We start from the raw sequence: 21,848 nt of genomic DNA on the forward strand, positions 1-21,848 counted from the left end.
TCCAGTTTCCGGTCATTCACGCGCGAAGATAGTGCCACAATCCAGTTCGACCGTTTGCTGCGCATCAGCGCGTCTGGTTCACTCCCGTTTGGTTACGACAAATAGCTTAGCATCGTCTTCTTGAAAAAACTGGCGGCAGCTTTGCGAAAACGCCGCCGCTCGGCGACTTATCCTTCCTCCGGGCCGGGTCGCCAGAACGATGTTCGGTCCTGGCTGGCCTTCCGCCAGTGGTCGACAGACGACCTTGTATCCGCTATAGGTTGTGTTGCTGGGTGGACGAACGTTGAGGATTGCGGCCCCAAGCCCGGCGGCGGCTGCACTGCGCACCATTTCGAAGGATTCAACCCTTTGAATACGTCCGGGCTGGATGTGATGTTGCTCAAACATTGAAAGGATGTATTTGCGCGATTGCGGAAGGTTCAGCAGTAACAAAGTCCGACCGCTCAGATCTTTCACCGAGATTTTGTCCAATTCCGCCAGCGGATCGCATTCCGACAATACGACATGGGGCGGCGCATTGATCAGAAACTCGGTTTCAAACTCCTCGTCCAGCCCTGCATCATAAGTCAATAAGACATCGACAGTCCCGTTTTTTAGGCTCTCCTGAATTTCGACCAAATCGCCCTCGTGCAGGTGGACGATCAGGCCAGGATGTTCGGCTTGAAGCTCACGGATGACACGGGGCGCGATGCTCGGAGAAATCGATGTGAATGCGCCAACCGACAGGTGTCCTGACAGCTCTGCACTGCCACCGCTCAGATCCTGTTCAAAGGCCTCGGCCTCGTCCAGAAGGCGGATCGTGCGCGCGATGGCGCGTTCCCCTACGGCGGTGGTTGTTAATCCTTTGGCGCGCTGCCGCACAAAAAGCTGTATGCCGAATTCCTGCTCGAATTTGTCGATGGCCGTCAGAATGGAAGATGTCGAGATATTCAGGACGTCCGCCGCACCGCTGATCGATCCCTCGCGTGCTGCGGCAACGGCATATGACAGCTGGCGAATGCTTATCTTCATTTTTTGAACTTTCAATCGATAATAAATACAATATTCCGCTCTATTCGTTTCGGCTAGCCTGATTCCAGGGGGGTATGCCGTGAACTCGATACCGCACACAAAACCAGTGGAAGTCGCGAATACCGATCGGAACCGGTCGGCATCCGGGGAAGCACCGGACGTTACTTGCCTCTGGCGAGGCCCAACGACTTTGGGGGAATGTCCGTTATGGGATGACCGGTTGCAACGGCTTTTCTGGATCGACAGTCTTGAGCAGCGCATCTGGCGGGATAAGGCAGGTGGATCGCAGGCACAAAGCTGGAAACTGCCCACGATCGTCGGCTCGATCGGTCTGTGCGAGGATCAACGGCTGATCGCCGGGCTCGCGGATGGGTTCGCATTTGTCGATCTGTCATTGCCGGATGCGAAAATCGAGTGGATCGGCGATCCCGAGCCCGATCTTGCAGATACCCGCCTGAACGATGGCAAGGTAGACCGGCAGGGCCGGTTCTGGTGCGGTTCGATGAACCGCAATTTTGCGACCGCCAACGCCAGCCTCTATCGCTTAGACCGCGACCTTACATGGGACTGCGTGGAAGACGGTATCACGGTCTCGAACGGTATCGCCTTTAGCCCGGATGGGCGTCGGATGTTTTTTTCCAACAGCCGGCTGGACCAGTCTTTCCAGTACGATCTGGATATTCAGACCGGAGAGATTTCGAACCGACGCGATTTTGTCGACACCGGTGCCTATGACGGCCGCATCGACGGGGCCACCGTGGACAAGGATGGAAATTACTGGGGCGCTTTGTTCCAGGGCGGCGCTGTTGGCTGTTTTTCCCCTGATGGACAGATGCTTCGCAAGATTCAACTGCCGGTCAGTTGCCCGACGATGTGCAGCTTTGGCGGGCCGGAGATGGAAACGCTTTATGTCACATCGGCGACTTTTTCGATGAGCGACGAAGAAATGGCGCAGGAACCTGAAGCTGGCGCGCTGTTCGCTGTCAACGGGTTGGGCGTGACCGGAATCCCGGAGTCGCGTTTTCGCGTCGGAACAAAGGCAGAGTGAAACAAGACAAGAAACCACCAGAACAATCAACGGAGGAAACCATGATACGGAAATATCTCGGAGCGCTGAGCTTCGCCATTTTGGCGGTAGCGTCGCTGGCGGCTGGCGCACTTACGGCAACAGCCGAACCGCGTGTGACCATCAAATACGCGCATTGCTGCCCGGCAGACCACACCTACGGCGTTTATGCGCACCAATTGGCCGAGCGCGTGGCCGCCAACTCGAATGGTGAGATTGTCATCGAAGTGCTGGACGGCGGCGTGATGGGGTCGGAACAGGCCGCGGCCCAGAAAGTGCAGCTTGGCACAGTCCAGATGAGCGGCATCACCGCCAACAACGTGGCGCAGCTGGCGCCGTCGCTGAATGTTCTGGTCCTGCCGTATCTCAACGGCAGCCCGGACGATCTGACTGGTGAGGGCGGCCTGTTGCGTGCCGGCGCCTACCGCGACGAGCTGAACAAACGGGTCCTGGGTGAAAGCGGCTCGATCCGCGTGGTAGGCGGCTATACCAACTCGTTCCGCTCGCTCTTTTCCAAGGATCAGTGCATCGACAGCATCGACGATCTGCAGGGTATGAAGATCCGGGCGCCAAAAAACCCGGTGATGACCGCCATGTGGGAAAGCTGGGGCGTATCGACCTATCCGATCGCCTGGGGCGAGACCTTTGGTGCCATCGCCACCGGTGTTGTCGACGGCTTTGACAGTCCGACCGACGTGATCCTGAACATGGGCTTCCATGAGCACATCAAATACATCACCGAGGCCACCTATCTGCCGCTGGCGGCTGTCGTGATCATGAACGAGCCGTTCTTCCAGAGCCTTTCGGAAGAAGATCAGGCGGTGATCCTGCTATCGGCGGCCGAGGTCGACGTAAGCCATGCCGAATTCGTCGCCAGCAACGGCGAGCGAGTGCACAAGGCGCTGACCGAGGATCACGGCGTGACCTTCTGTGAGTTGCAGGACGCCGAGGTTTGGGCCGAAAAGGCACAGGGCGCATGGCCGCAGCTGTTTGAGCTGGTCGGCGGCGGTGAGGACTGGGTCAACATGACCGTCAAATACCGCGACACCGGCGCTTTCTGAGCCAAGCCGCAGAAAACGACAGGGGCCACGCAGGCCCCTGTCGCCCACATCGACACACCCGGGGAGGCTGAGATGCTCGGCAAATTATCCGCCAGGTTCAACCATTTCGAACTGGTTTTCGCCAACCTGTCGCTGGCACTCTTGGTGCTGATCCTCGCGACCCAGGTGTTCTTTCGTTACGTATTGCAAACCGGGCTGACCTGGAGCGAGGAGATCTCGCGCTTTGCCTTTGTCTGGTTCGTCTACATCTCGGCCAGTCTGGCCGCACAGCGCGGCACCCATATCCGCGTCACATTGTTCATGCGCTGGGTGCCCGGCGGCGAGAAGATCGCAACTGTCATGGCCGACGCGATCTGGATCGTTTTCAATGGGTTTGTGGTTTACGCCGGGATCCTGCTGATCGAGCGGACGCTGAAGTATCCGGTGTACTCCACTTCGCTGTTCCTGCCGCTGGCCTGGCTTTATGTGATCATCCCGCTGGCCCACGCCCTGATGATCCTGCGCATTCTTGAACGGCAGTGGAAATTCTGGCGCCACGGTATTCCGGTGATCGCCGACGGCCACAACGCCGGACCGGAGGACGCAGCATGACCTTCGCACTTGTCTTTTTGATCTGCCTCGCCCTCGGTGTCCCGATCTTCGCCACCCTGGGCGTTCCCTCGCTGATCGAGCTGCTGACCTCGCCGATCCCGCTTGAATCGCTGGCTCACAGCCTGTTTGACGGGGTCGACAAGTTCCCGCTGCTGGCGATCCCGAACTTCGTGCTGGCCGGCGCCATCATGTCGCGTGCCGGCATCACCCGCGACATCATCTCGGTGATGCGCACCATTGTCGGTGGCGCCTATGGCGGGCTGGCCATCGTCACCATCCTCAGTTGCATGTTCTTTGCCGCGATCTCGGGCTCTGGACCCGGCACAGTGGCCGCCATCGGAACATTGCTGATCCCGGCGATGAAAGACGACGGCTATCCCACCGATTTCGCCGCCTCCGTCGCCTCGTCCGGCGGCACACTGGGCATCCTGCTGCCGCCCTCGAATCCGATGATCGTCTATGGCGTACTGGCCTCGGTCTCGATCGGCGACCTGTTCCTCGCCGGTCTTTTGCCCGGCATTCTGATGGGCGCGCTGTTGGTGGGCACCACCTATTTCCTGTCGCGCCGCAACGGCTATCGTGGCGCGGTACGAGAGTTCGTGTGGCGCGAATTCCTGATCGCGCTCTGGCAGGCCAAATTCTCGCTGGCCACGCCCTTCATCGTTCTGGGTGGCATCTATGGCGGCATCTATACACCGGTCGAGGCCTCGGTCATCGCGGTGGTCTATGCGCTGCTGGTCGGCGTGGTGATCAAACGCACGATCGGCATCAAATCCACCTGGGCGGCGCTGAGCGAGGCCAGCACGGTGTGCGGCGGGCTGATCGTGATCATGGGCACCGCCATCTTCTTTGGCGAGTTCCTGGCGCTGAACCTGATCCCGCAGAAGATCGCGGCCTCGCTGCTGACCGTGACCAGCGACCCGATCCTGATGCTCTTGATGATCTGTGCCATCCTGATCGTGCTCGGCACCTTTATGGAGACGCTCTCGACCGTCATCATCCTCACACCGATCTTGCTGCCGCTGGTCAAGCAGCTGGGCATCGACCCGATCCATTTCGGAGTGCTTCTGGTGGTGACCAGCGAAATCGGCTTTTTGACCCCACCATTGGGCGTCAACCTGTTTGTCGCCTGCGGCATCTCGGGGCTGAAGATCGAGGAGATATCCCGCCGGGTTCTGCCGTTCATCGGCACGATAATCGTCGGGCTGCTGGTCCTGCTCTTCTTCCCGCAAATCAGCCTGATCCTGCTCTCGTTCAAATAGCGAAGAAAAACCAAACATACCATCGCTCTGGTGGCTGAAACCAGTCAGGGCACTCTGAAAGGACGACCATGCTTACCAATGAAGGCATCATCAACACGTTTATCGAATCCGGGATCACTCGCGGCTTCACCCTGCCGGGCCTCGGCATCACCTGGTCGCTGCCGGCGTTTCACGACCGCAAGGACGAGTTCGACGTGGTGCTAGCCCGCAGTGAGCAGAGCGCCAGCGTGATGGCCCAGGTGGCGGGCAAAATGACCGGGCAGCCGGGTCTTCTGATGGCGCAGGGTCCCTTTGCAACCTCGACCGGGGCGTTCGGCATTCTGGAGGGCTATTTCTCATCCTCGCCGATGGTCGTTCTGACCGATACCTCCTGCTATGACGGTTTTGCCCAGCATGGGGTTTATCAGACCATGACCGGCGATTACGGCGCCGCCGATGCGTTCGCCGTTCTCAAGACCATGACCAAATACGCCACCTACGCGACCACGCCCAACGAGGCGATCTATGGCACGCAACTGGCGATCAAGCACGCGATGACGCCCCGGCAGGGACCCGCGGCGATGATCATGCGCTCCAACATCATCAAGCAAGAGGTGCCGACAGAGGCCCGCGCACGGCTTTACCCGACCGAAGGCTATCTGCATCACACACCGCCGCGTGTCGACCGGGACGCCGTGGACAAGATCAAGACCTTGCTGGAAGGCGCCAAACAGCCGGTGATGATCGTCGGCAACGGCGTCTACTCCACCCGTTCGGGGCCCACGCTTCAGAAGCTGGCCCAGCAAAACGGCATCGCCATCGCGTCGAGCTACCATGGCAAGGGCACTATCGACGAGACCTGCGATATCGCCGTGGGCATGATGGGCACATGGGCGTCGGCTGCGGCCAACCGGGCGGTGCAGGCTGCCGATGTGATCCTGGTTCTGGGCTGTTCCCTCGGGCCGGAATACACGCGCTTCGGCGACGAAAAGATGATCCGCCCGGGCGATCAGACCATCATTCAGGTCGACCACGATCCCCGCAATGCGGGCTGGGTTGTGCCAGTGGATCATGCCGTGACCGGTGATGTCGGCGAGGTGGCGGCCCTCTTGGCTGGCAGCCGCCCCCATGACACGGACTTTGTGGCTCAGCGAAAAGAGGTGATCGCGCGGATCAAACGCGACAATGACTATGGTCTTTTGCCGAATTTCCCTACCAAACCTGGCACGGTCCACTATGCCGACATCATGCGCGCGCTTGGCGGTTTTCTGACCGAGGACGATCTGCTCACGCTTGACGCCGGCACCAACCGGATCTGGGCCACCACGCGCCTGCCGCTGCAACATCCCAATCAACTGATCGCACCGGGCGGGATCGGCGGCATGGGCTGGTCCACCCCCGCCGCAACCGGTGCAAAGATCGTGGCCCCTGAAAAGCGGGTGACGGGCGTCGTGGGCGACGGTGGCTTTGTCATGACCATGGATGCCATCGCGACCGCGGCAGAGCGGGGTCTGGACGTGGTCTATTTGGTGGCCAACAATGCGGGGCTCGGCATGGTCCGCGACAATCTGGGCAACCAGAAGATCGCGGTGGATTTCCCCGACCATGACTTCACCAAAGTGGCCGAAGGGCTTGGGGGCAGCGGTATCACCGTGACTGAAGCCGACCAGATCCACGATGCGCTGGCGGAAGGCCACAAACGTGGCGGTCCGGTGCTGATCGACGTCAAGGTCGATCCGGCGGCCAGCCACCGGGATTGCTCAGACTACGACCCGCTGTGAGATCGAATGATGACACGATTTGACAACCGCACAGTCCTGATCTCAGCCGGTGCCGACGGGCTCGGGCTGAGCATGGCTGAACGCTTTTCCCGAGAAGGGGCCGCGGCTGTGGTCCTTGACCGGAGTGCCGAGGCCATCGGAACCGCCAAAGCGCGCCCCGAAGCAAAGGGGATCCGGTTTGAGCAGGTCGATCTTATGGACGATGTCGCGCTTGCCGCAACAGTCTCAAGGCTTGAGGCAGACGGGTTGCGCCTCGACACGCTGGTCAACAATGCCGGCGGATCGCTGCACACGCCGCGCCCGTTTCTGGAGGAAAGGGATGAGGATTGGGACCGGGTCATGGGCCTGAATGTCACCGCGGCGGTTCGGCTGACGCGGCTGGTTCTGCCGCATATGATGGAAAAGGGCTTTGGCCGGATCGTCAACCTCGGCTCAAAGGCCGGGCGCTATGGCAGCCTGTTCACTGGCGCAAACTATGTCGCTGCCAAGGGCGCGGTGCAGTCGATGACCCTGCAGCTGGCGCAAGAGTTCGGCCCCCATGGCATCACCTGCAACGCGGTCTGCCCTGGCGCGATCCTGACGCCTCGGGTCGAAGGACTGCTGGCGCAGCGCATGACCCCGGAAGAACGCGAGGCGGCCCTGCAGGCGATCCCCATGCGGCGCAACGGCCGGGTCGAGGATGTGGCGGCCACAGTTGCCTTCCTCGCCTCTGAAGAGGCGGGCTTCATAACCGGACAGCTTATTGACGTGAATGGCGGACAAGGGATGTGTTCATGACGGACAAGATTGGGCCGGTATTGGTGACCGGCGGCACCGGGTTTCTGGGAAAATCCCTAGTGCGCGCTCTACGGCAATCGGGGGAAATCGTCGTTATCTTTGATCTGGCGGAACCGCCTGCCGAGTCCAGAGTCGAAGGAGTTCACTATGTCAAAGGTGATATCCGCGACTTAGTAGCGCTGCTGGCCCTGTGCAAAACACATGATATCCGGGCAATTACACATCTTGCGGCAATGGTCATTCCGGGTTGCAAAGCCAATCCCGTTCTGGGTGCCGAGGTCAATCTGATCGGCCATATCAATGTGTTCGAGGCGGCGCGTGCGCTGGAAATCTCGAGGCTCGTTTATACCAGCTCGCTTGCCGCCCGCCCGCGTGCGCCCTTCGATTCCCCGGTCAATCTCTATGGTGCCTACAAGCGGTGCTGCGAGGACATTGCGAAAGTCTATGCGCTGGATCACGGGATCAAAGCGGTCGGCCTGCGTCCGAACATCGTCTACGGCCCGGAACGCACCGAAGGCGAAACCGCCGCCATCACCCACGCCATGCGCGCAGCCGCCCAGGGCAAGCCTTATGAAATGCCCTTCCGTGGTAAGATGTGCTTTCAGCATGTGGACGAGGTGACCGACATCTTCATGCGGTGCCTTGCGGCAGACCCGAGAAAACCTATTGTCAGTGATTTGACCACAGAGCTTCGCACGGTCGAGGATCTGATGGCTGCGATCCGCGCGGTAATCCCGAAGGCTGATGTCAGCGCAGCTGATGTGGTACGAAACAGCCCGTCACGGCTCGACAACACGCCATTGCGCAACCTTCTTGGCGATTGGGATGCTGTATCGCTTGAGGAAGGCACAAAGCGAACGATCGAGGCACTGTCCGCGAAACCGGGTATTGGCGGTTGAGGGGGTGAAAAGGGAACTCCATCTGCGGATATGCTGGTGGTCAATAGCTACACGTTTTCGAGTTTGCATCGTAAACAACCCGATGGCTGTTTTGACCGCTGGCCCTGATGGGTTCCGCAAACCAAGTCCCTTACAGCTTTGCGGGCAATTGCGCCCGGGACTTTCGACGGGTTGTCTTGGTTTTGGCGGCAGACTTATGCACCATCATCTCGCAGGTCTTGCTAACTCGTTGTTCCTTTTCTCCTCAAGCGGTGTGCGGGTTGTAAGGTTCGTTGCGAGTGAGAACGGCCCAGACGATCCGTGCGGTTTTGTTGGCCATGGCGACGGTGGCGACGCGGGCTGGTTTGCGTTCCAACAGCGACGTGAGCCACTTGCTCGCGCGTTCCGGGTGCGATTGCGTTTGTCGGACATCTGCGTGGAACCTTGCAATTCAGCGACATACCGGAACTTGAACTCTTCCCATCGCTCCGGGTCATGCCCGAACCATATACGGAGGTCAGGGTTTGGGGTCACTTCTTTCATCCAATCGTCGAGCTTCGCGGCATCTTTGGAGACGCCGCGAGGCCATATGCGATCAACAAGCACGCGCTAGCCGTCGTCCTCTGATGGCGGCTCGTAGATGCGTTTTATCTGAATCATTGGCGTGGCGTTCCACCATGGTAACCGGGTTTGCTAAAGGTCTTCGCCTCTCGGCATCATGTGCCGTTCGGAAAGCCAAGGATTGACCTTAATGGCTTCTCTGAGAGCCTCTACGCCCACTTCGGTTCTACCCATGTTGATCAGTGTTGTCGCCCGTCCTGCCAAAGCGCCAAAGTGAAGTGGCTCCAGTTTCAGGGCTTCAGTGATGTCATCAAGCGCCCTGCCATAGTCCTGGCGCAAAAACCTTAGGAATGCGCGCTGATTCCAACCTTCCGCATAGCTTGGGCAATATTCAATAAGCTCTGAGAACACGTTCTCTGCTCTCTCATAGTCGCCGTAGCGGATGCGTTCGCGTCCGTCATCGAGCATCAATTGTGACTGCTCATCAGGCGCTACGATCCATAGCTCCCAGATTTGATTTTGGATCGATAAACCAGCCATCTCAGTCGGAGAGGTCTTTAGAGTGTCAAATAGATTCGTGTGATCTTCAGATACTACGGCTGGGTTGGGGCACGCCCCGGCCATAAGAGGGCCCGCCAATACCAGCGCGAGGGAAAAAGGTCCCTTAAAACGCATGAAAATAGTCCTTATCTTTGCTTAAGAGATGACCTCGATTGTGCCTTTCATATGAGGATGAAAGACACAGAAGTAGGATGTCTCTATGCCCTCGGTGACAATAACGTCACCGCTTTCACCCTGCGCGAGTTCTTCGGTGTCCCAACCAAATTCATCTGCGGTTGCAGTATGAGGTGCCAAGTCCCTATTGGTCCACCGAATGGTGTCGCCAAGCCGCACTCGGACATGCGCGGGTTCAAACTCGAACGATTCGATCTCGACTTCATGCACTTTGTTCTCAGCAGCGGATGCGATTGGAGTCAGAACAGCCGCAAAAGCGGCTGCTCCGACCATCACGCCACGACGTGAAACAGACTTTTCCATTACTGGAGCGCCTTGACCATCATTTCGGCATGCATCTCGTGGGCTTTAAAAATCTCCAACCCTTGCTCGAACAGCGCTTTGACCTCTGCGTTATCGATGTTTGGGATCATCGTGTTTTCAACCAATTCATTGACGGCCTGGTGATACGCCAGCTCATTTTCGGCATAGGCTTTGTCAAACTCCACGCCACGCAACTGGACAAAACCATTGATGATCTCTTCGGCGTTGGTATTTAACGTTTGGCTTAATGCATTATCCTGTGCTGACGCGCCGAGTTTTGCCAGCAAGGCCAGAGCGGCCTCATTTACGGCGGTGTGATCTCGGATCATCGTATTCGCAAACTCATGTATTTCGGGGTTTGTCGAGAGTGCGAGTGCGAGGTGCGCATAGCGGATGTCAATGTTGTCGGCTGTGTACGCAATGTGCGCGTATTCCAAATCGCTCATGTCGGCGACGTCTTGCGCAATTGCTTGCGATCCAAACATGGCAACAGCGGCAACAAGTGAAGCAATCAGTTTTTTCATTTGAGTTTTCTCCCTAGGTTTTCGATGTGTTTGGATAGTTCTTTTCCCGCGGACGCAGGTATGGCCAAACGTTCGAAATCCTGTGCAGATCGTTCAAACCCCTGTACATGCCCGTTATTTATCGTAAGTACATTCTATGCTTGATCTCCTTAGCCATATCCTGACGAACCTCTCGATGCAGGGAACCCTGTACTTCCGCACATCGTTCTCAAAGCCATGGGGCGTTGCCGTTCCGAACTACGAGAACGTCGCTCGATTTCACTTTGCGCATCGCGGTAGTTGCCTGGTGCGTGTGGATGGTACGGACGCTATCGTTGACCTCGCACAAGGCGATCTTGTCATCATTCCGCATGGCGCGCCGCACTCGCTCTACTGTGGACATGAGCCGGAGAAGACCATACTGCCGCTTGACGCTGTGCTGGAAAAATCAGGTTACGATGGCTCAGGTGTTCTCGTGTATGGCGGGGAAGAAATGCAGAGCGAAACGCAGCTGGTCTGCGGGCATTTCTCCTTCGATCCGAGCTCACGTCACGTCTTAGTGGAGCGCTTGCCTCCATACATTCACCTCAAAAATTATGGCGAGAGCGCCGGGCGTTGGATGGAAGCCACGCTCCGCATGATCGGGGAGGAAGCCGGTGGAGCGAAGATGGGCGGAGATCTCATTGCACTGAAGATGTCAGAAGCGATTTTCGCGCAAGCCATCCGCAGCTTCATCGATGGTGATGAGGCAACAGAATGGGGATTGGGAGCATTTTCTGACAAAAACCTCAGCCGTGCACTTGATGCTTTTCACAAATCACCGACAGAGGGTTGGACGGTAGAAACCCTTGCCCAAGCCGCAGGTATGTCGCGGACAAGCTTTGCCGTTCAGTTCCAAAAGATGATGAATATGACACCCTTAGAATATGTCACGCGTTGGCGGATGGAGCTTGCTAAGCGTGTTCTGCAGGAGCCGGGTGCGTCGCTTACCGAAGCGGCTGAAAATGCCGGATACTCTTCAGACTCTTCTTTCACACGCGTTTTCAAGAAAGAGACTGGAATGACGCCTGCTGAATTTCGCAAGTCACAAAATCTCGCACGTACATAGGATTGAACGATCTGCGAGTTTTCCCAAACTTTTGGACATGGATGCATCCAAAACAAGAGTCTAATTTGACCTCATCAATGCTGCGTCGCAGTTCTAACCTTGAGGAAAAATACCATGCGCTTTGTAACCAAAACCATCCACGCTTATCTTGATTATCCCGTCGCCATTGGCCTGATCGCTATGCCATTTCTGTTCGGCCTCGGCGCTGACAACGCACTGGCGTTTTGGCTTTCTGTCGCCACCGGTGTAGCGGCCTTCGGCCTGACGGTCCTCACCGATCACCACCTCGGCCTTATCCGTGTCCTGCCTTACAGCCTACACTTGGCTGTTGATGGGCTGGTTGGCGTTGTCTTTGTCGTAGCGCCTTTTGTGCTCGGCTTCACGGGCCTCGACTTCTGGTACTACGCGCTGCTTGGCGCAACCGTCCTTTTGGTTGTTGGCCTCCATCAGCCAGAAGACGCAGCATTGAGCGCTTGAGCCTCAGTGACGTAGTTGGGGGTCGTACAGCATGTGCGGCCCCTTGCCCGCTTGAAGATATCTTCGGTTTAGACACCAAGTAGGGGACTGAAAGCTGGATGACCTTCTCATTTCCCCCGAGTATCTCAGATCGTTTAAAAAAGCATACGAACTGTTCATACTTAATCCGGTTGTATTGCTAGATTGTTCTGAGTTGATATCTCTATCAGCACGAGATGGGCACTCGGAAGTCGGGTGTTCGCAGTCAGAAAAAGGATCTTCTAATGTTCAAAAAACGTGCAATCACCTCTGTTCTTTTGACCGGTCTCGCTCTCAGCAGCACGGCCGCAATGGCAGCAGACGAATACAACGTTTCGCGCGGGATCACGGCAGCTGGTGCGCCGTTGGGCCTGCACGGCGTGGACCCGGTTGAGTTCATCGCAACTGCAAACCCCGTCGAAGGCTCGGCGGCTTATACAGCCGTGCATGATAGTGTTGCCTACTACTTCTCCACTGAAGACAACATGAAGACGTTCGAAGCAGACCCCTCTGCATACCTGCCTCAGAACGGTGGGTACTGCACGTTCGGCGTGTCGGTCGGCAAAAAGTTCGACGGCGACCCTGAGTATCACGCTGTCATCGACGGTGCCCTCTACGTCTTCCTGAATCGTGCCATCTTTGATGAATTCAACAAAGACCGCTCTGGCACCATCTCCAAAGCCGAAGACCAGTGGACAAACATCCGCAGCACAGCTGTCGAAGTGAGCCAGGTACCCGAAGAAATGGCCCGCAGATTAGAGAGCGCCCTTGCCGACAAGGTGAACGGCGAACGACGAAAAATTCGGCGGGACGTTCAGCGGATCTATCACGGGCTTGCTGATGGCCTTGCCAACGCAACAGATTATCGAGGCGATATCAGTCTCGCGTTCGATCAGCTTGTCCAGCAGGTCGTGGCCTTTTGCGAAGACCGTCAGAATGCTGACCTTGCACAATTAGGCGCACGGGGTGCGTATCTTAGGAGGGCTGATGCAGTGGAGAATGATCTGCAGCGTGACCTTCGGGAATGGCTGCGCGGAAACATGCCGGCCATCAATGTTCTTCCGGAAGTACCTGGCATCGCGACCGGGCGGTCAGATCTCTACGTCGATTTCGGCGATGTGCAGTTCATCATCGAGCTCAAACGACACCACGGGGTTGTTGATGATGTCGTCGCCCGGGATTACCGGGCGCAGGCCGTCGCGTACCAAGCAACGGGGCCGAAGCTCGGGATGCTTGGCATTCTCGAGTTAGTCGAGCGGCCAGGGCCTCCCCCGAGCTTGGTGGAGTGTGTCTGGATCGACTCCTACGTGCCGGAGGGCAGTGACCTTGTGAGGCACCTCGTCGTCTTTCGGGTTCCGGGCATGTTGAAAACGCCTTCAAAAATGAAGTAACCACAAACGTCTGCAAAGACATGCTGAATTGTGGTCTAAGACCAAGTTCTAGAAATTGTACTAGCAGGTTGGCAGTTATTCCGTTTACTAGGCGATGGCTCGAGATTCTTGGTGCGAGCCAGGGCTTCTGGCAGATGCGTTCTTGCAACAAATGTCGGCTTGCAACTTGAAGCACAAATTCTCTCGCACTTGTAGTGAATGTCTGCAATGCTGAAGGTTTTTCGATGCGGGCCGGGGTGCAACTTTGCCTTTGGGCGCCGACGGCGACCCGCGTTGACAAACCTCGGAAGGAGGAAGCCGCGAGGTTCAGGATCATCCTTCATGAGAGCCTCCTGTCATCAGATTGAGAAACCTCAATCGTCAGACAGCTCACCAAGATCACAAAACACGTGTCGTCTGGATCGGATCAAAACCCCAGCCAGAAGCGCCATTGCCGCGCAAGCGGCTTCGTCCATCCGCCGGACGTCGCAGAAGGCAAGTGATTTCTGCGCGCGAGTTGGCTCCCGCCACACGTCAGATTTTCGTAGACAATCAGAGCTTACGACTTGAAGCTGAAAGCGAAGCCAAAATGGAAGAACATAGCGAATAAATGGAGGAACTATGCCAAATACACCAAGTGCGGGATGGTGGAGCCTAGGGGAGTCGAACCCCTGACCTCTTGCATGCCATGCAAGCGCTCTCCCAACTGAGCTAAGGCCCCTATCCTGTACCGATCAAACGGTGGCGGACGTTTATGAAAGGCTGGCCCCGAGCGCAAGTGCAAAATCGTCGGGGCCAGCATTTTTTGGCCGTCGCCACGCAGCCGGGCGCGGCTGAAACGGGTCAGGAATCGTCGTCTTCGGAGGCGACGTCGGCGATCTCTTCGAGGGGTACGCTGTCCTCCTCTTCATCGTCGTCCAGCAGATCGTCGTCCAGTTCGATGTCGACAGCGTCGTCATCTTCCAGAACGGCGTTGTCGCCGTCGGCGTTCTGCTTGGCCTTGACCGAGGCCGCATCCTCGGCATCAGCGGCGATCATCCGGCTCTTGCCGGTGTCGAACTCCACGACCTCGCCGGTATAGGGGCTGACGATCGGGTTCTTGTTCAGGTCATAAAACCGCTTGCCGGTGGTCGGGCAAACGCGCTTTACGCCCCATTCTTCCTTGGGCATAGAAAATCCCCTTGATATCACATGAGTCGTATGACGATTCCGGTCACCTGCCATATGCTGTAGGGACTGTCAAAGCCTTTGAGGGCAAGGGGCGCAAACATGGCCGATCATCACCTTCCCGGCGCGCCGCCGGTACCGCTGCTTCTGCGCCGCTCGGCGCGGGCGCGACGGATCAGCCTGCGGATATCGCAGCTTGACGGGCGGGTCACCCTGACCCTGCCCAAAGGCGTGCCAGAACGCGAGGCGCTGGAGTTCGCCCGCTCCAAGGAAGGCTGGATCCGCGATCACATCAGTGCGCGTCCCGATCAGGTGCTGGTGGTGCCGGGCGCGCAGATCCCGATCGAGGGCATGGCGCGCACCCTTGTCGGGGCGCCAGCACGGCGGGTCATATTGCGTGCTGATGAGATCGCTGTGCCTGCCGGGGCCGAAGCGCGGCGGTTGCAGCGCTATCTCAAGGAGTTGGCCCGCGATCGGCTGGTTGCGGCCTCGGACCATTATGCGCAGGCGCTGGGGCGGGATTATTCCCGGATCACGTTAAGGGATACGCGGTCGCGCTGGGGATCATGCTCGTCTCAGGGCGCGCTGATGTATTCCTGGCGGCTGATCCTCGCGCCGTCTGCGGTTCTGCGCTATGTCGCGGCGCATGAGGTGGCGCATCTGGCCGAGATGAACCATTCGGCGCGGTTCTGGGCACAGGTCGATCGTATCCACGGGCCCTATGAGGCACCCCGCCGCTGGTTGCGCGAACAAGGTGGCGCGCTGCACCGATTCCGGTTCGAGGATGCCGATGGTTGACCTCGGCAGCATTTGTGATCACATGGTCGCATGCTGACCACGCGCGCGCCAGATCAGGCCCCAGTTGCCCATGACCGCATCTACCGTAGCCTGCGGACCCGGATCATGCATGGCGAGATCGCGCCGGGTGCGGCGCTGACGCTGCGCGGGATCGGCAAGGAATACGATGTGTCGATGACGCCCGCGCGCGAGGCGGTACGGCGGCTGGTGGCCGAAGGTGCCCTGTTCCTGTCCAGCTCGGGCCGGGTATCGACCCCGGAACTCAGCAATGACCGGATCGAGGAACTGGCCGCGCTGCGCGCGCTGCTTGAAGTCGAACTGGCCAGCCGCGCCCTGCCGCGCGCCCATATCGCGCTGATCGACCGACTGGTGGCCATCAACAGTGTGGTCGCGGAAATGGTCAGCAAACGCGATGCGGTGGGCTATATCCGCGCCAATCTGGAGTTTCACCGCACACTCTATCTGCGCGCCCAGGCGCCGGCCATGCTGGCCATGGCCGAAACCGTTTGGTTGCAGCTGGGCCCGACCATGCGCGCGCTTTATGGCCGCCTGCGCCGGACCGACCCGCCGCATTATCACCGTCTGATCATCGCCGCCCTCAAGGCGGGCGATGAGCCGGGGCTGCGGCTGGCGGTGCGCTCGGACGTGACGCAAGGGTTGCGATTGCTGGTAAGCTGAGGCAGCCAATATCCCGGAAGGGGCGCCGGGCCGGGATGAGCCAGATAGACCGGTCAGGCGCGCCATTTTGACACATTGCGCGGGCGGGGTGAGCCTGCAATCTGGCTTGAACACTCATGCGCGCGAACATGATTGTCTTCGTCTCCTGCGTTGCGATTTCTTTCTGCGCTGCGATATTATTTTGAACGCGCGTCCGACACTCGAACCAAGCCCAGCGGAGCATTTCATGAAGACCCGGTCCGATATGTTGGCGCTGGCGGAAGTGACGCTATGACCACGGGCCTGAACTACCAGAATCTGGACGGGCTGATCGCCTGCCCGCATTGCGACCTTCTGCATGAGCTGGAGGCGCTGCAACCGGGGCAGCGCGCCACGTGCAGCCGTTGCCACAGCACCCTGATCACCACCAAATCGGAAACCATGGACCGGACCCTGGCCCTTGCTCTGGCCTCTGCCGTTCTGATGGCGGGTGCTTTGTGCTTTCCGTTTCTGGGCATGTCCAAGGCCGGGCTGGAGCGCAAAGCGTCGATCGTCGATGTGATCCTGGCCTTTTCCGAAGGCTGGTATGTGCTACTGGGCCTGTGCGTGCTGCTGTTCGTGGTGGTGCTGCCGATGGTACGCGCGGCGTTGCTGGTCTATACGATCTGGCCGCTGCGGCAGGGGCGCCCGGCGCTGCCCCATGCCAAGCTCGCCTTCGCCTGGGCCGAAGCGCTGGCCCCCTGGGCGATGACCGAGATTTTCATCATCGGAACCGCAGTGGCGCTGATCAAGATCGGCGGGTTGGCCACGATCAGCTTTGGCACCTCGTTCTGGCTGTTCTGCGTACTGGTTCTGGTGATCGGCTTCCAGAACGCCTCGGTCTGCCGATGGACGATCTGGTCCACCATCCGCAAGGTGACGGCATGATCAGCGCGCGCGAGGCAGGGCTGGTGGGATGCCACCGCTGCGGCACCGTGCATCAGCCGCAGGACCATGACTGCCGGATGTGCGGCAAGACGCTGAAATCGCGCAAACCCAACAGCCTGCAGAAAACCTGGGCCTGGCTGATCACCGGGCTGGTCTTTTACATCCCCGCCAACGTGTTCCCGCTGCTGTCCAACCGCGTGCTGGGCAGCGAGGACGGGCATACGATCATCGAGGGGATCATCCTCTTCTTCAAGAAGGGTGATTTTCTGGTTGCCAGCGTCATCATGGCGGCCAGTCTGCTGATCCCGATCGGCAAATTCCTGATCGTCGGATTTCTGGTGCTCAGCATCCACTACCGATGGAACCTCAGCGCCCATGCGCGGTTGGTTCTTTATGAACTGGTCGAGTTCATCGGGCGCTGGTCGATGATCGACGTTTTTGTGGTGGCGCTGCTGGCGTCGCTGATCCGCCTTGGGGCGATCATTTCCATCCTGCCCGGTCCGGGCTCGGTCTGTTTTGCGCTGTCGGTGGTCTTCACCATGATTTCGGCGCAAAGCATCGATGCCAAGCTGATCTGGGACGATACTTCGAAGGAACCAAAGCATGAGTGACGCAAACCCCTCCAAGCTGGAGGTCAAGAGCCCGCGCAAGGGTCTGATTGGCGGATTTTCGGCGGTCTGGCTTGTGCCTGCGGTGGCGCTGCTGGGGTCGCTGGGTCTGGCGCTGCAGAGCTATCTGGAAAGCGATGTGCCGATCACCATCGAGTTTCCCGAGGCAACCGGCATGGAAGCGGGCAAGACCCAGCTGAAATTCCGCGATGTCGTGGTTGGATCGGTCGGCGCGATCGAATTCTCCGAGGACCTGTCGCATGTCGATGTCACCGTCAATGTCCGCCGCGACATGGCGCGCTATCTGGATGACGACGCACGGTTCTGGCTGGTCCATGCCGAGATCACGTCCGAGGGCGTTTCGGGCCTGGATACGCTGCTGTCGGGCGCCTATATCAACGCTGAATGGGATCCTGAACCCGGCAAGCGCAAGGACCATTTCATCGCCGAAAAGAAGGCCCCGATCATAGCTCCCAATGCCAAGGGCATCGAAATCAAACTGACCTCGACCGAGACAGGCTCAGTCTCGGTCGGCGCACCGCTGCTCTACAAGGGGTTCAAGGTCGGCAAGGTCGAAGACCTGTCGTTAAGCGAGGATGGCAGCACGATCACCATCACCACCTTTGTCGAAGAACCCTATGACAAGCTGATCAACACCGGTTCGCGGTTCTGGAACGCCTCGGGGATCGAGGTCGATCTGACCGATGAGGGGTTGAAGGTGGGCGTGGAAAGCCTGTCGGCGCTGCTGCAGGGCGGCATCGCCTTCGACACCACGATCTCGGGCGGTGAACCGGTGACGGAAACCACCCGCTTCGACCTCTATCCCAATCTGAGTGCAGCCAAGGACAGCCGGTTCAACGATGATCTGCGCGCAACTGTCACCGTTGCCTCGGCCTTTGAGGGGTCGGTCAAGGGGCTGCGCGAAGGGGCCAATGTGGACTATCGGGGCCTGAAGGTCGGCGAGGTCAAGGAATTGTCCGTCTACGCCCCCGACGACGCCCAAACGCCAGATGACGTGCTGCTGCTGGTGTCCTACACGATCCAGCCGAACCGGCTTGGCATCACGGATGTGAACAATCCCGAAGAGGTGCTCGAATACCTCGCGCAGGTAATCCCGAACACGGGTCTTCGTGCCCGGCTGATGCCGAATTCGCTGCTGTCCGGTGGCCTGCATGTGGAACTGTTCGAGGACCCCGCGCTGCCCGAAGCGCAGCTTGAGCGGACCGGTCATCCGCTGCCGTTGGTGCCCACTGTCGCGACACCGCCCGATACGCTCAATATTGCGGCCGAGGGCGTGCTGAACCGGGTGGCGCAATTGCCGATCGAGGAACTGATGGACCGCACCATCAAGCTGATCTCGGATGTCGATGCCATCGTGGCCGACAACCAGACCAAGCAGATTCCGGCAAATATCAACTCGCTGCTCGGCAATGTCGACACGATCGCCGGGTCCGAAGCGACGCAGCAACTGCCCGAAAAGCTGAACGAGGCGATCAGTTCGGTGAATGCGATGCTGACCGAGTTCGAACAGAAGAAAGGCGTCGATGCGCTGGTTGTGTCGTTGGAAAATCTGAAAACGATCACTGCCAATGTCTCGACCGCCAGCGCGGATGTGCCCAAGCTGATCGCCGATATCGATGCGGTGGTTGCGAAAGTGAACGCGCTGCCGATCGAGGATACGGTGGCCTCCACCAACTCGCTCTTGGCCTCGGCTGACCGGTTCATCAGCAACGACTCGATGCAGGATGTCCCGCCCGCCCTGACCGGCGCACTGAACGAGGTCCGGGAAACACTGCAGGAACTGCGCGCCGGTGGCGCCGCCGAAAACCTCAACCGGGCCCTGGCCTCGGCCGGGAATGCCGCCGACGAGATTGCCAAGGCCGCCGCGTCGTTGCCCGAACTGGCCAAGCGCCTGAACGATCTGGCCGACACCGCCGAGGCGACCATCGCGGCCTATGGCCCTAATTCGCCCGTCAATCGCGAGGTCCGCGCCGCGGTGGCCGATATCCGGCAGGCGGTCCACTCCATCAACGCGCTGGCACAGACGATCCGGCGCAAACCGAACTCATTGCTAGTTGGAAGATAAGTCATGCGTATTCGCTTTAGCACAATCACCTTGTTGGCCATGACCATCGCTTTGGGCGCATGCGGCAATAATTCCCAACTCTACCTGCTGCCGGACTTTCCGGTTGAAAAACAGGTCAGGACAGCCGCGCGCACGGTCGAGGTCGGCACCCTGAACCTGCCCAGCTACGCGCAGGACAGCGAGATCAACCTGCAGAACGCCGACGGCGTCCTGCGCCCGGTGCGCAACGGCTTCTGGGCCGACGACCCCGAACGCGCCCTGACCGAGTTGCTCGCTTCGGGTCTGGACCGGGCGATCTCGGCGGATGTCGCGGCCGAACCGCTTCCGGCCACGGGCTTCGCGGATGTGCGGGTCGATGTGAAGATCCGGCGCTTTGTTGGTATTCCCGGTCAGTCGATGCAACTTTCGGGTCAGTATTTCCTAACCTCGCCCAATGGCGGGTCGCTGCAACGGATCAAACGGTTCAACTTCTCGGTGCCGATCGCCTCGGATTCGGTGAATGACTACGCGCTGGCGCAGTCGCAGGCGATCAAGCTGCTTGCCGGCGACATTGCAACGTCGATGGGCAAGGTGTCATCCGGACAGATCTGAGCGTGCCCCCAGTGACCGGGTCATGAACACACTGAGCGGGTCTTCCCTGTATTCCCCAAAGGGCGGGCACTCGTTGAACCCGTGCGCGATATATAGCGCGCGGGCGGGCGCAAAAAGCGGGTCCGATCCGGTCTCAAGGCTGACCCGTTGCAAGGCGCGGTCCTGCGCCTCGGATATCAGCGCCTGCAGGATGGCGCGCGCAACACCGCGCCCGCGCGCCTCGGCGGCTGTGTGCATGGATTTCAGCTCGCCGTGACCCGGCGCTATCTCGGTCAGGGCGCCAATGCCCAACACGGCATCACCATGGCGCGCGCTGATCAGAACCGCGCCCGCTTCCAGCAGCGCGTCGGGCTGCATGACATGGCAGCTTTCCTCGGGCGAGGCGTCGCGCATCAGCGCGAAATGGCGCAGCAGCAGGGCGCGTATGTCGGTATTCCGGACGTCGTCGCGCCCGACCAGCATCCCGGCCGTCAATTCAGTGGGTCCAGGGGCTGCGCCGGTTGGTCGCGAAATTCTCGCCATACCCCATCGGGCGGATATTCTGCTTGCGCTTGTGCGGTTCGCTCACCTGCGCATCAATCCCGTGCGCCTTGGCATAATCCAGCGCCTCTTCCTTGCTGTCGAACTGCAGATGCACTTGCGCCTGAGTGTCGGCGGATGAGGTCCACCCCATCAGCGGATCGATCTCGCGCTCTGACGCAGGGGCGTATTCCAGCACCCATTTCCGGGTCTTCGCCATCCCCGATGTCATTGCGTTTCTGGCAGGTTGGTAGATGCGTGCGCGCATTGCCGTCTCCGTCTGGTCATGCGAACCCATCTTATGCCGCAGTGCAGGGGGCGGGGCAAGTCGGCAAAACCTGTGGCGAAATGCCATAGGACTCGATGCAGATGGCGATGACCGCGCTAATTGCGATGGGGTCGACGCGAAAGGAGCTGTGAAATGGCGCGTGTAATCGCGGCGATACTTTCGCTGAACGTGTTCGGCGCAGCGGTCAACGTGGCGGTTCGCCTGCAGGCCGCGTCCCCGCCCGGAGGCTGCCTGATCAGCCGCGTGGCACAGCAAATCGCAGACGGATTGCTGGGTGTGGCGCTCAAACCTGAAGGTACCATGACCCTCAAGGGATTGCCCGTTCCGATCGATGTGTTGTCCCTTGACTTGCAGGGCGGCAATGATCAGGCCGAGCGCACCCGTCAGGCCGCGCGCCAGAATATCCGTTTTACCAGTTCACGGGATGGCACAGGCATCGCCTGGACCGAGACAGGTCAGGGCAGAACGTTGGTCAAGGCACCAAACTGGGTGCAGCATCTGGAATATGAGTGGACCGACAATCCGATGGACGGATGGCTGCACTACAAGGATCAGTATCAGCGGCTGGCCGCCGGAATTCCCGGAACACGGTTTGTCGGCCTGGATACCGCCAACAATACGATGCCCGACTATGACCCCGAATGGCCCAAGGCCCTGCGCGAGATCAGCATTTTTCTGGATGGCGTCGCGGATCCGGGCCAAGCATCCTGACGCCACAATCTACA

General features: G+C 59.1%; 24 protein-coding genes, 1 tRNA gene and 2 pseudogenes. 17 read left to right on the forward strand and 10 right to left on the reverse strand.

The genetic code is table 11. From position 1 onward, the window contains the following. Window positions 1-78: 78 nt before the first annotated feature. Entirely contained in the window at window positions 79-1,011 is a 933-nt protein-coding gene (locus tag M3P21_RS09265) for a LysR substrate-binding domain-containing protein (RefSeq protein WP_249709299.1), read from the reverse strand. A gap of 106 nt (window positions 1,012-1,117) precedes the next feature. On the opposite strand from M3P21_RS09265, the gene M3P21_RS09270 reads away from it, so the two are divergent. From M3P21_RS09270 to M3P21_RS09300, 7 genes are all read left to right on the forward strand, one after another. Continuing rightward, window positions 1,118-2,059, forward strand: a complete 942-nt coding sequence (locus M3P21_RS09270) for an SMP-30/gluconolactonase/LRE family protein (protein WP_308445940.1) — start codon at window positions 1,118-1,120, stop codon at window positions 2,057-2,059. 41 nt (window positions 2,060-2,100) lie between these two features. Further along, window positions 2,101-3,138: a TRAP transporter substrate-binding protein gene (locus tag M3P21_RS09275; protein ID WP_249709318.1), complete on the forward strand. Its 1,038-nt coding sequence runs from the start codon at window positions 2,101-2,103 to the stop codon at window positions 3,136-3,138. A 72-nt stretch (window positions 3,139-3,210) separates the two neighbouring features. Beyond that, on the forward strand, window positions 3,211-3,729 hold the full coding sequence (locus tag M3P21_RS09280; protein WP_249709321.1) for a TRAP transporter small permease: 519 nt from the start codon (window positions 3,211-3,213) through the stop codon (window positions 3,727-3,729). After that, a complete protein-coding gene (locus M3P21_RS09285; RefSeq protein WP_249709323.1) occupies window positions 3,726-4,991 on the forward strand; it encodes a TRAP transporter large permease in 1,266 nt (421 codons plus the stop codon). The genes M3P21_RS09280 and M3P21_RS09285 overlap by 4 nt, the downstream gene beginning before the upstream one ends. 68 nt (window positions 4,992-5,059) lie before the next feature. After that, entirely contained in the window at window positions 5,060-6,751 is a 1,692-nt protein-coding gene (locus M3P21_RS09290; RefSeq protein ID WP_249709333.1) for a thiamine pyrophosphate-binding protein, read from the forward strand. Window positions 6,752-6,760: 9 nt separating this feature from the next. Next, window positions 6,761-7,528 carry an SDR family NAD(P)-dependent oxidoreductase gene (locus tag M3P21_RS09295; protein ID WP_249709335.1) on the forward strand — a complete coding sequence of 256 codons (768 nt, stop codon included), beginning with the start codon at window positions 6,761-6,763 and terminating at the stop codon, window positions 7,526-7,528. Beyond that, window positions 7,525-8,427: an NAD-dependent epimerase/dehydratase family protein gene (locus tag M3P21_RS09300; RefSeq protein WP_249709337.1), complete on the forward strand. Its 903-nt coding sequence runs from the start codon at window positions 7,525-7,527 to the stop codon at window positions 8,425-8,427. The genes M3P21_RS09295 and M3P21_RS09300 overlap by 4 nt, the downstream gene beginning before the upstream one ends. Before the next feature lie 244 nt (window positions 8,428-8,671). Here M3P21_RS09300 and M3P21_RS09305 read toward each other — a convergent pair. The 5 genes and pseudogenes from M3P21_RS09305 to M3P21_RS09320 form a co-directional block, all read right to left on the reverse strand. Next, a pseudogene (locus M3P21_RS09305) lies at window positions 8,672-8,812 on the reverse strand (IS110 family transposase); the annotation flags it as partial. 38 nt (window positions 8,813-8,850) lie between these two features. Beyond that, window positions 8,851-9,012 (reverse strand): annotated as a pseudogene (locus M3P21_RS22720) (DUF488 domain-containing protein); the annotation flags it as partial. 87 nt (window positions 9,013-9,099) lie between these two features. Further along, a complete protein-coding gene (locus M3P21_RS09310) occupies window positions 9,100-9,642 on the reverse strand; it encodes a tetratricopeptide repeat protein (RefSeq protein ID WP_249709339.1) in 543 nt (180 codons plus the stop codon). Between the two features lie 21 nt (window positions 9,643-9,663). Beyond that, window positions 9,664-10,005 (reverse strand): cupredoxin domain-containing protein, encoded by a 342-nt coding sequence (locus M3P21_RS09315; protein WP_249709341.1) that lies wholly within the window; start codon window positions 10,003-10,005, stop codon window positions 9,664-9,666. Further along, complete coding sequence (locus tag M3P21_RS09320; protein WP_249709345.1) at window positions 10,005-10,529, reverse strand: DUF4142 domain-containing protein; 525 nt, start codon at window positions 10,527-10,529, stop codon at window positions 10,005-10,007. Before M3P21_RS09320 ends, M3P21_RS09315 begins: the two co-directional genes overlap by 1 nt. Before the next feature lie 136 nt (window positions 10,530-10,665). On the opposite strand from M3P21_RS09320, the gene M3P21_RS09325 reads away from it, so the two are divergent. From M3P21_RS09325 to M3P21_RS22655, 3 genes are all read left to right on the forward strand, one after another. Further along, window positions 10,666-11,616, forward strand: coding sequence for an AraC family transcriptional regulator (locus M3P21_RS09325; protein WP_249709346.1), 951 nt, complete (start codon window positions 10,666-10,668; stop codon window positions 11,614-11,616). 114 nt (window positions 11,617-11,730) lie between these two features. Further along, window positions 11,731-12,093 (forward strand): SPW repeat domain-containing protein, encoded by a 363-nt coding sequence (locus tag M3P21_RS09330; RefSeq protein WP_249709347.1) that lies wholly within the window; start codon window positions 11,731-11,733, stop codon window positions 12,091-12,093. Window positions 12,094-12,356: 263 nt separating this feature from the next. Beyond that, window positions 12,357-13,502 (forward strand): YHS domain-containing (seleno)protein, encoded by a 1,146-nt coding sequence (locus M3P21_RS22655; RefSeq protein ID WP_308445939.1) that lies wholly within the window; start codon window positions 12,357-12,359, stop codon window positions 13,500-13,502. A 624-nt stretch (window positions 13,503-14,126) separates the two neighbouring features. On the opposite strand, the gene M3P21_RS09340 is transcribed toward M3P21_RS22655, so the two are convergent. Together M3P21_RS09340 and M3P21_RS09345 are read right to left on the reverse strand one after the other, a co-directional pair. Then, window positions 14,127-14,202, reverse strand: a tRNA-Ala gene (locus M3P21_RS09340). A 122-nt stretch (window positions 14,203-14,324) separates the two neighbouring features. Further along, entirely contained in the window at window positions 14,325-14,651 is a 327-nt protein-coding gene (locus M3P21_RS09345) for a TIGR02300 family protein (protein WP_249709348.1), read from the reverse strand. A 99-nt stretch (window positions 14,652-14,750) separates the two neighbouring features. Here M3P21_RS09345 and M3P21_RS09350 point away from each other — a divergent pair, with 99 nt between their 5' ends. The 6 genes from M3P21_RS09350 to M3P21_RS09375 all read left to right on the forward strand — a co-directional run bounded on the left by M3P21_RS09350 (window position 14,751) and on the right by M3P21_RS09375 (window position 20,315). Then, window positions 14,751-15,446: a M48 family metallopeptidase gene (locus tag M3P21_RS09350; RefSeq protein ID WP_249709350.1), complete on the forward strand. Its 696-nt coding sequence runs from the start codon at window positions 14,751-14,753 to the stop codon at window positions 15,444-15,446. Window positions 15,447-15,476: 30 nt separating this feature from the next. After that, window positions 15,477-16,124 carry a GntR family transcriptional regulator gene (locus M3P21_RS09355; RefSeq protein WP_249709351.1) on the forward strand — a complete coding sequence of 216 codons (648 nt, stop codon included), beginning with the start codon at window positions 15,477-15,479 and terminating at the stop codon, window positions 16,122-16,124. A 270-nt stretch (window positions 16,125-16,394) separates the two neighbouring features. Continuing rightward, window positions 16,395-17,030: a paraquat-inducible protein A gene (locus M3P21_RS09360; RefSeq protein ID WP_249709361.1), complete on the forward strand. Its 636-nt coding sequence runs from the start codon at window positions 16,395-16,397 to the stop codon at window positions 17,028-17,030. After that, a complete protein-coding gene (locus tag M3P21_RS09365; protein ID WP_249709363.1) occupies window positions 16,991-17,641 on the forward strand; it encodes a paraquat-inducible protein A in 651 nt (216 codons plus the stop codon). Before M3P21_RS09360 ends, M3P21_RS09365 begins: the two co-directional genes overlap by 40 nt. Beyond that, window positions 17,634-19,724, forward strand: a complete 2,091-nt coding sequence (locus M3P21_RS09370) for an MlaD family protein (RefSeq protein ID WP_249709375.1) — start codon at window positions 17,634-17,636, stop codon at window positions 19,722-19,724. The genes M3P21_RS09365 and M3P21_RS09370 overlap by 8 nt, the downstream gene beginning before the upstream one ends. Before the next feature lie 3 nt (window positions 19,725-19,727). Continuing rightward, window positions 19,728-20,315, forward strand: a complete 588-nt coding sequence (locus M3P21_RS09375; RefSeq protein WP_249709377.1) for a PqiC family protein — start codon at window positions 19,728-19,730, stop codon at window positions 20,313-20,315. Here M3P21_RS09375 and M3P21_RS09380 read toward each other — a convergent pair. Then, window positions 20,298-20,789, reverse strand: coding sequence for a GNAT family N-acetyltransferase (locus M3P21_RS09380; RefSeq protein WP_249709379.1), 492 nt, complete (start codon window positions 20,787-20,789; stop codon window positions 20,298-20,300). The two genes, M3P21_RS09375 and M3P21_RS09380, sit on opposite strands and share 18 nt — an antisense overlap. A 1-nt stretch (window position 20,790) precedes the next feature. Continuing rightward, window positions 20,791-21,102 carry an ETC complex I subunit gene (locus tag M3P21_RS09385; RefSeq protein ID WP_249709389.1) on the reverse strand — a complete coding sequence of 104 codons (312 nt, stop codon included), beginning with the start codon at window positions 21,100-21,102 and terminating at the stop codon, window positions 20,791-20,793. Window positions 21,103-21,255: 153 nt separating this feature from the next. On the opposite strand from M3P21_RS09385, the gene M3P21_RS09390 reads away from it, so the two are divergent. Next, window positions 21,256-21,834, forward strand: coding sequence for a nucleotidyl cyclase domain-containing protein (locus M3P21_RS09390; RefSeq protein WP_249709391.1), 579 nt, complete (start codon window positions 21,256-21,258; stop codon window positions 21,832-21,834). Window positions 21,835-21,848: the final 14 nt, after the last annotated feature.

Source organism: Ruegeria spongiae (genome assembly GCF_023502395.1).
Taxonomy (GTDB): Bacteria; Pseudomonadota; Alphaproteobacteria; order Rhodobacterales; family Rhodobacteraceae; genus Ruegeria_C; species Ruegeria_C spongiae.

Coding starts and splice junctions, on each gene's coding strand:
- M3P21_RS09265 (WP_249709299.1), bottom strand. CDS start 1,011: ATGAAGATAAGCATTCGCCAGCTGTCATATGCCGTTGCCGCAGCACGC.
- M3P21_RS09275 (WP_249709318.1), top strand. CDS start 2,101: ATGATACGGAAATATCTCGGAGCGCTGAGCTTCGCCATTTTGGCGGTA.
- M3P21_RS09280 (WP_249709321.1), top strand. CDS start 3,211: ATGCTCGGCAAATTATCCGCCAGGTTCAACCATTTCGAACTGGTTTTC.
- M3P21_RS09285 (WP_249709323.1), top strand. CDS start 3,726: ATGACCTTCGCACTTGTCTTTTTGATCTGCCTCGCCCTCGGTGTCCCG.
- M3P21_RS09290 (WP_249709333.1), top strand. CDS start 5,060: ATGCTTACCAATGAAGGCATCATCAACACGTTTATCGAATCCGGGATC.
- M3P21_RS09295 (WP_249709335.1), top strand. CDS start 6,761: ATGACACGATTTGACAACCGCACAGTCCTGATCTCAGCCGGTGCCGAC.
- M3P21_RS09300 (WP_249709337.1), top strand. CDS start 7,525: ATGACGGACAAGATTGGGCCGGTATTGGTGACCGGCGGCACCGGGTTT.
- M3P21_RS09310 (WP_249709339.1), bottom strand. CDS start 9,642: ATGCGTTTTAAGGGACCTTTTTCCCTCGCGCTGGTATTGGCGGGCCCT.
- M3P21_RS09315 (WP_249709341.1), bottom strand. CDS start 10,005: ATGGAAAAGTCTGTTTCACGTCGTGGCGTGATGGTCGGAGCAGCCGCT.
- M3P21_RS09320 (WP_249709345.1), bottom strand. CDS start 10,529: ATGAAAAAACTGATTGCTTCACTTGTTGCCGCTGTTGCCATGTTTGGA.
- M3P21_RS09325 (WP_249709346.1), top strand. CDS start 10,666: ATGCTTGATCTCCTTAGCCATATCCTGACGAACCTCTCGATGCAGGGA.
- M3P21_RS09330 (WP_249709347.1), top strand. CDS start 11,731: ATGCGCTTTGTAACCAAAACCATCCACGCTTATCTTGATTATCCCGTC.
- M3P21_RS22655 (WP_308445939.1), top strand. CDS start 12,357: ATGTTCAAAAAACGTGCAATCACCTCTGTTCTTTTGACCGGTCTCGCT.
- M3P21_RS09345 (WP_249709348.1), bottom strand. CDS start 14,651: ATGCCCAAGGAAGAATGGGGCGTAAAGCGCGTTTGCCCGACCACCGGC.
- M3P21_RS09350 (WP_249709350.1), top strand. CDS start 14,751: ATGGCCGATCATCACCTTCCCGGCGCGCCGCCGGTACCGCTGCTTCTG.
- M3P21_RS09355 (WP_249709351.1), top strand. CDS start 15,477: ATGCTGACCACGCGCGCGCCAGATCAGGCCCCAGTTGCCCATGACCGC.
- M3P21_RS09360 (WP_249709361.1), top strand. CDS start 16,395: ATGACCACGGGCCTGAACTACCAGAATCTGGACGGGCTGATCGCCTGC.
- M3P21_RS09365 (WP_249709363.1), top strand. CDS start 16,991: ATGGACGATCTGGTCCACCATCCGCAAGGTGACGGCATGATCAGCGCG.
- M3P21_RS09370 (WP_249709375.1), top strand. CDS start 17,634: ATGAGTGACGCAAACCCCTCCAAGCTGGAGGTCAAGAGCCCGCGCAAG.
- M3P21_RS09375 (WP_249709377.1), top strand. CDS start 19,728: ATGCGTATTCGCTTTAGCACAATCACCTTGTTGGCCATGACCATCGCT.
- M3P21_RS09385 (WP_249709389.1), bottom strand. CDS start 21,102: ATGCGCGCACGCATCTACCAACCTGCCAGAAACGCAATGACATCGGGG.
- M3P21_RS09390 (WP_249709391.1), top strand. CDS start 21,256: ATGGCGCGTGTAATCGCGGCGATACTTTCGCTGAACGTGTTCGGCGCA.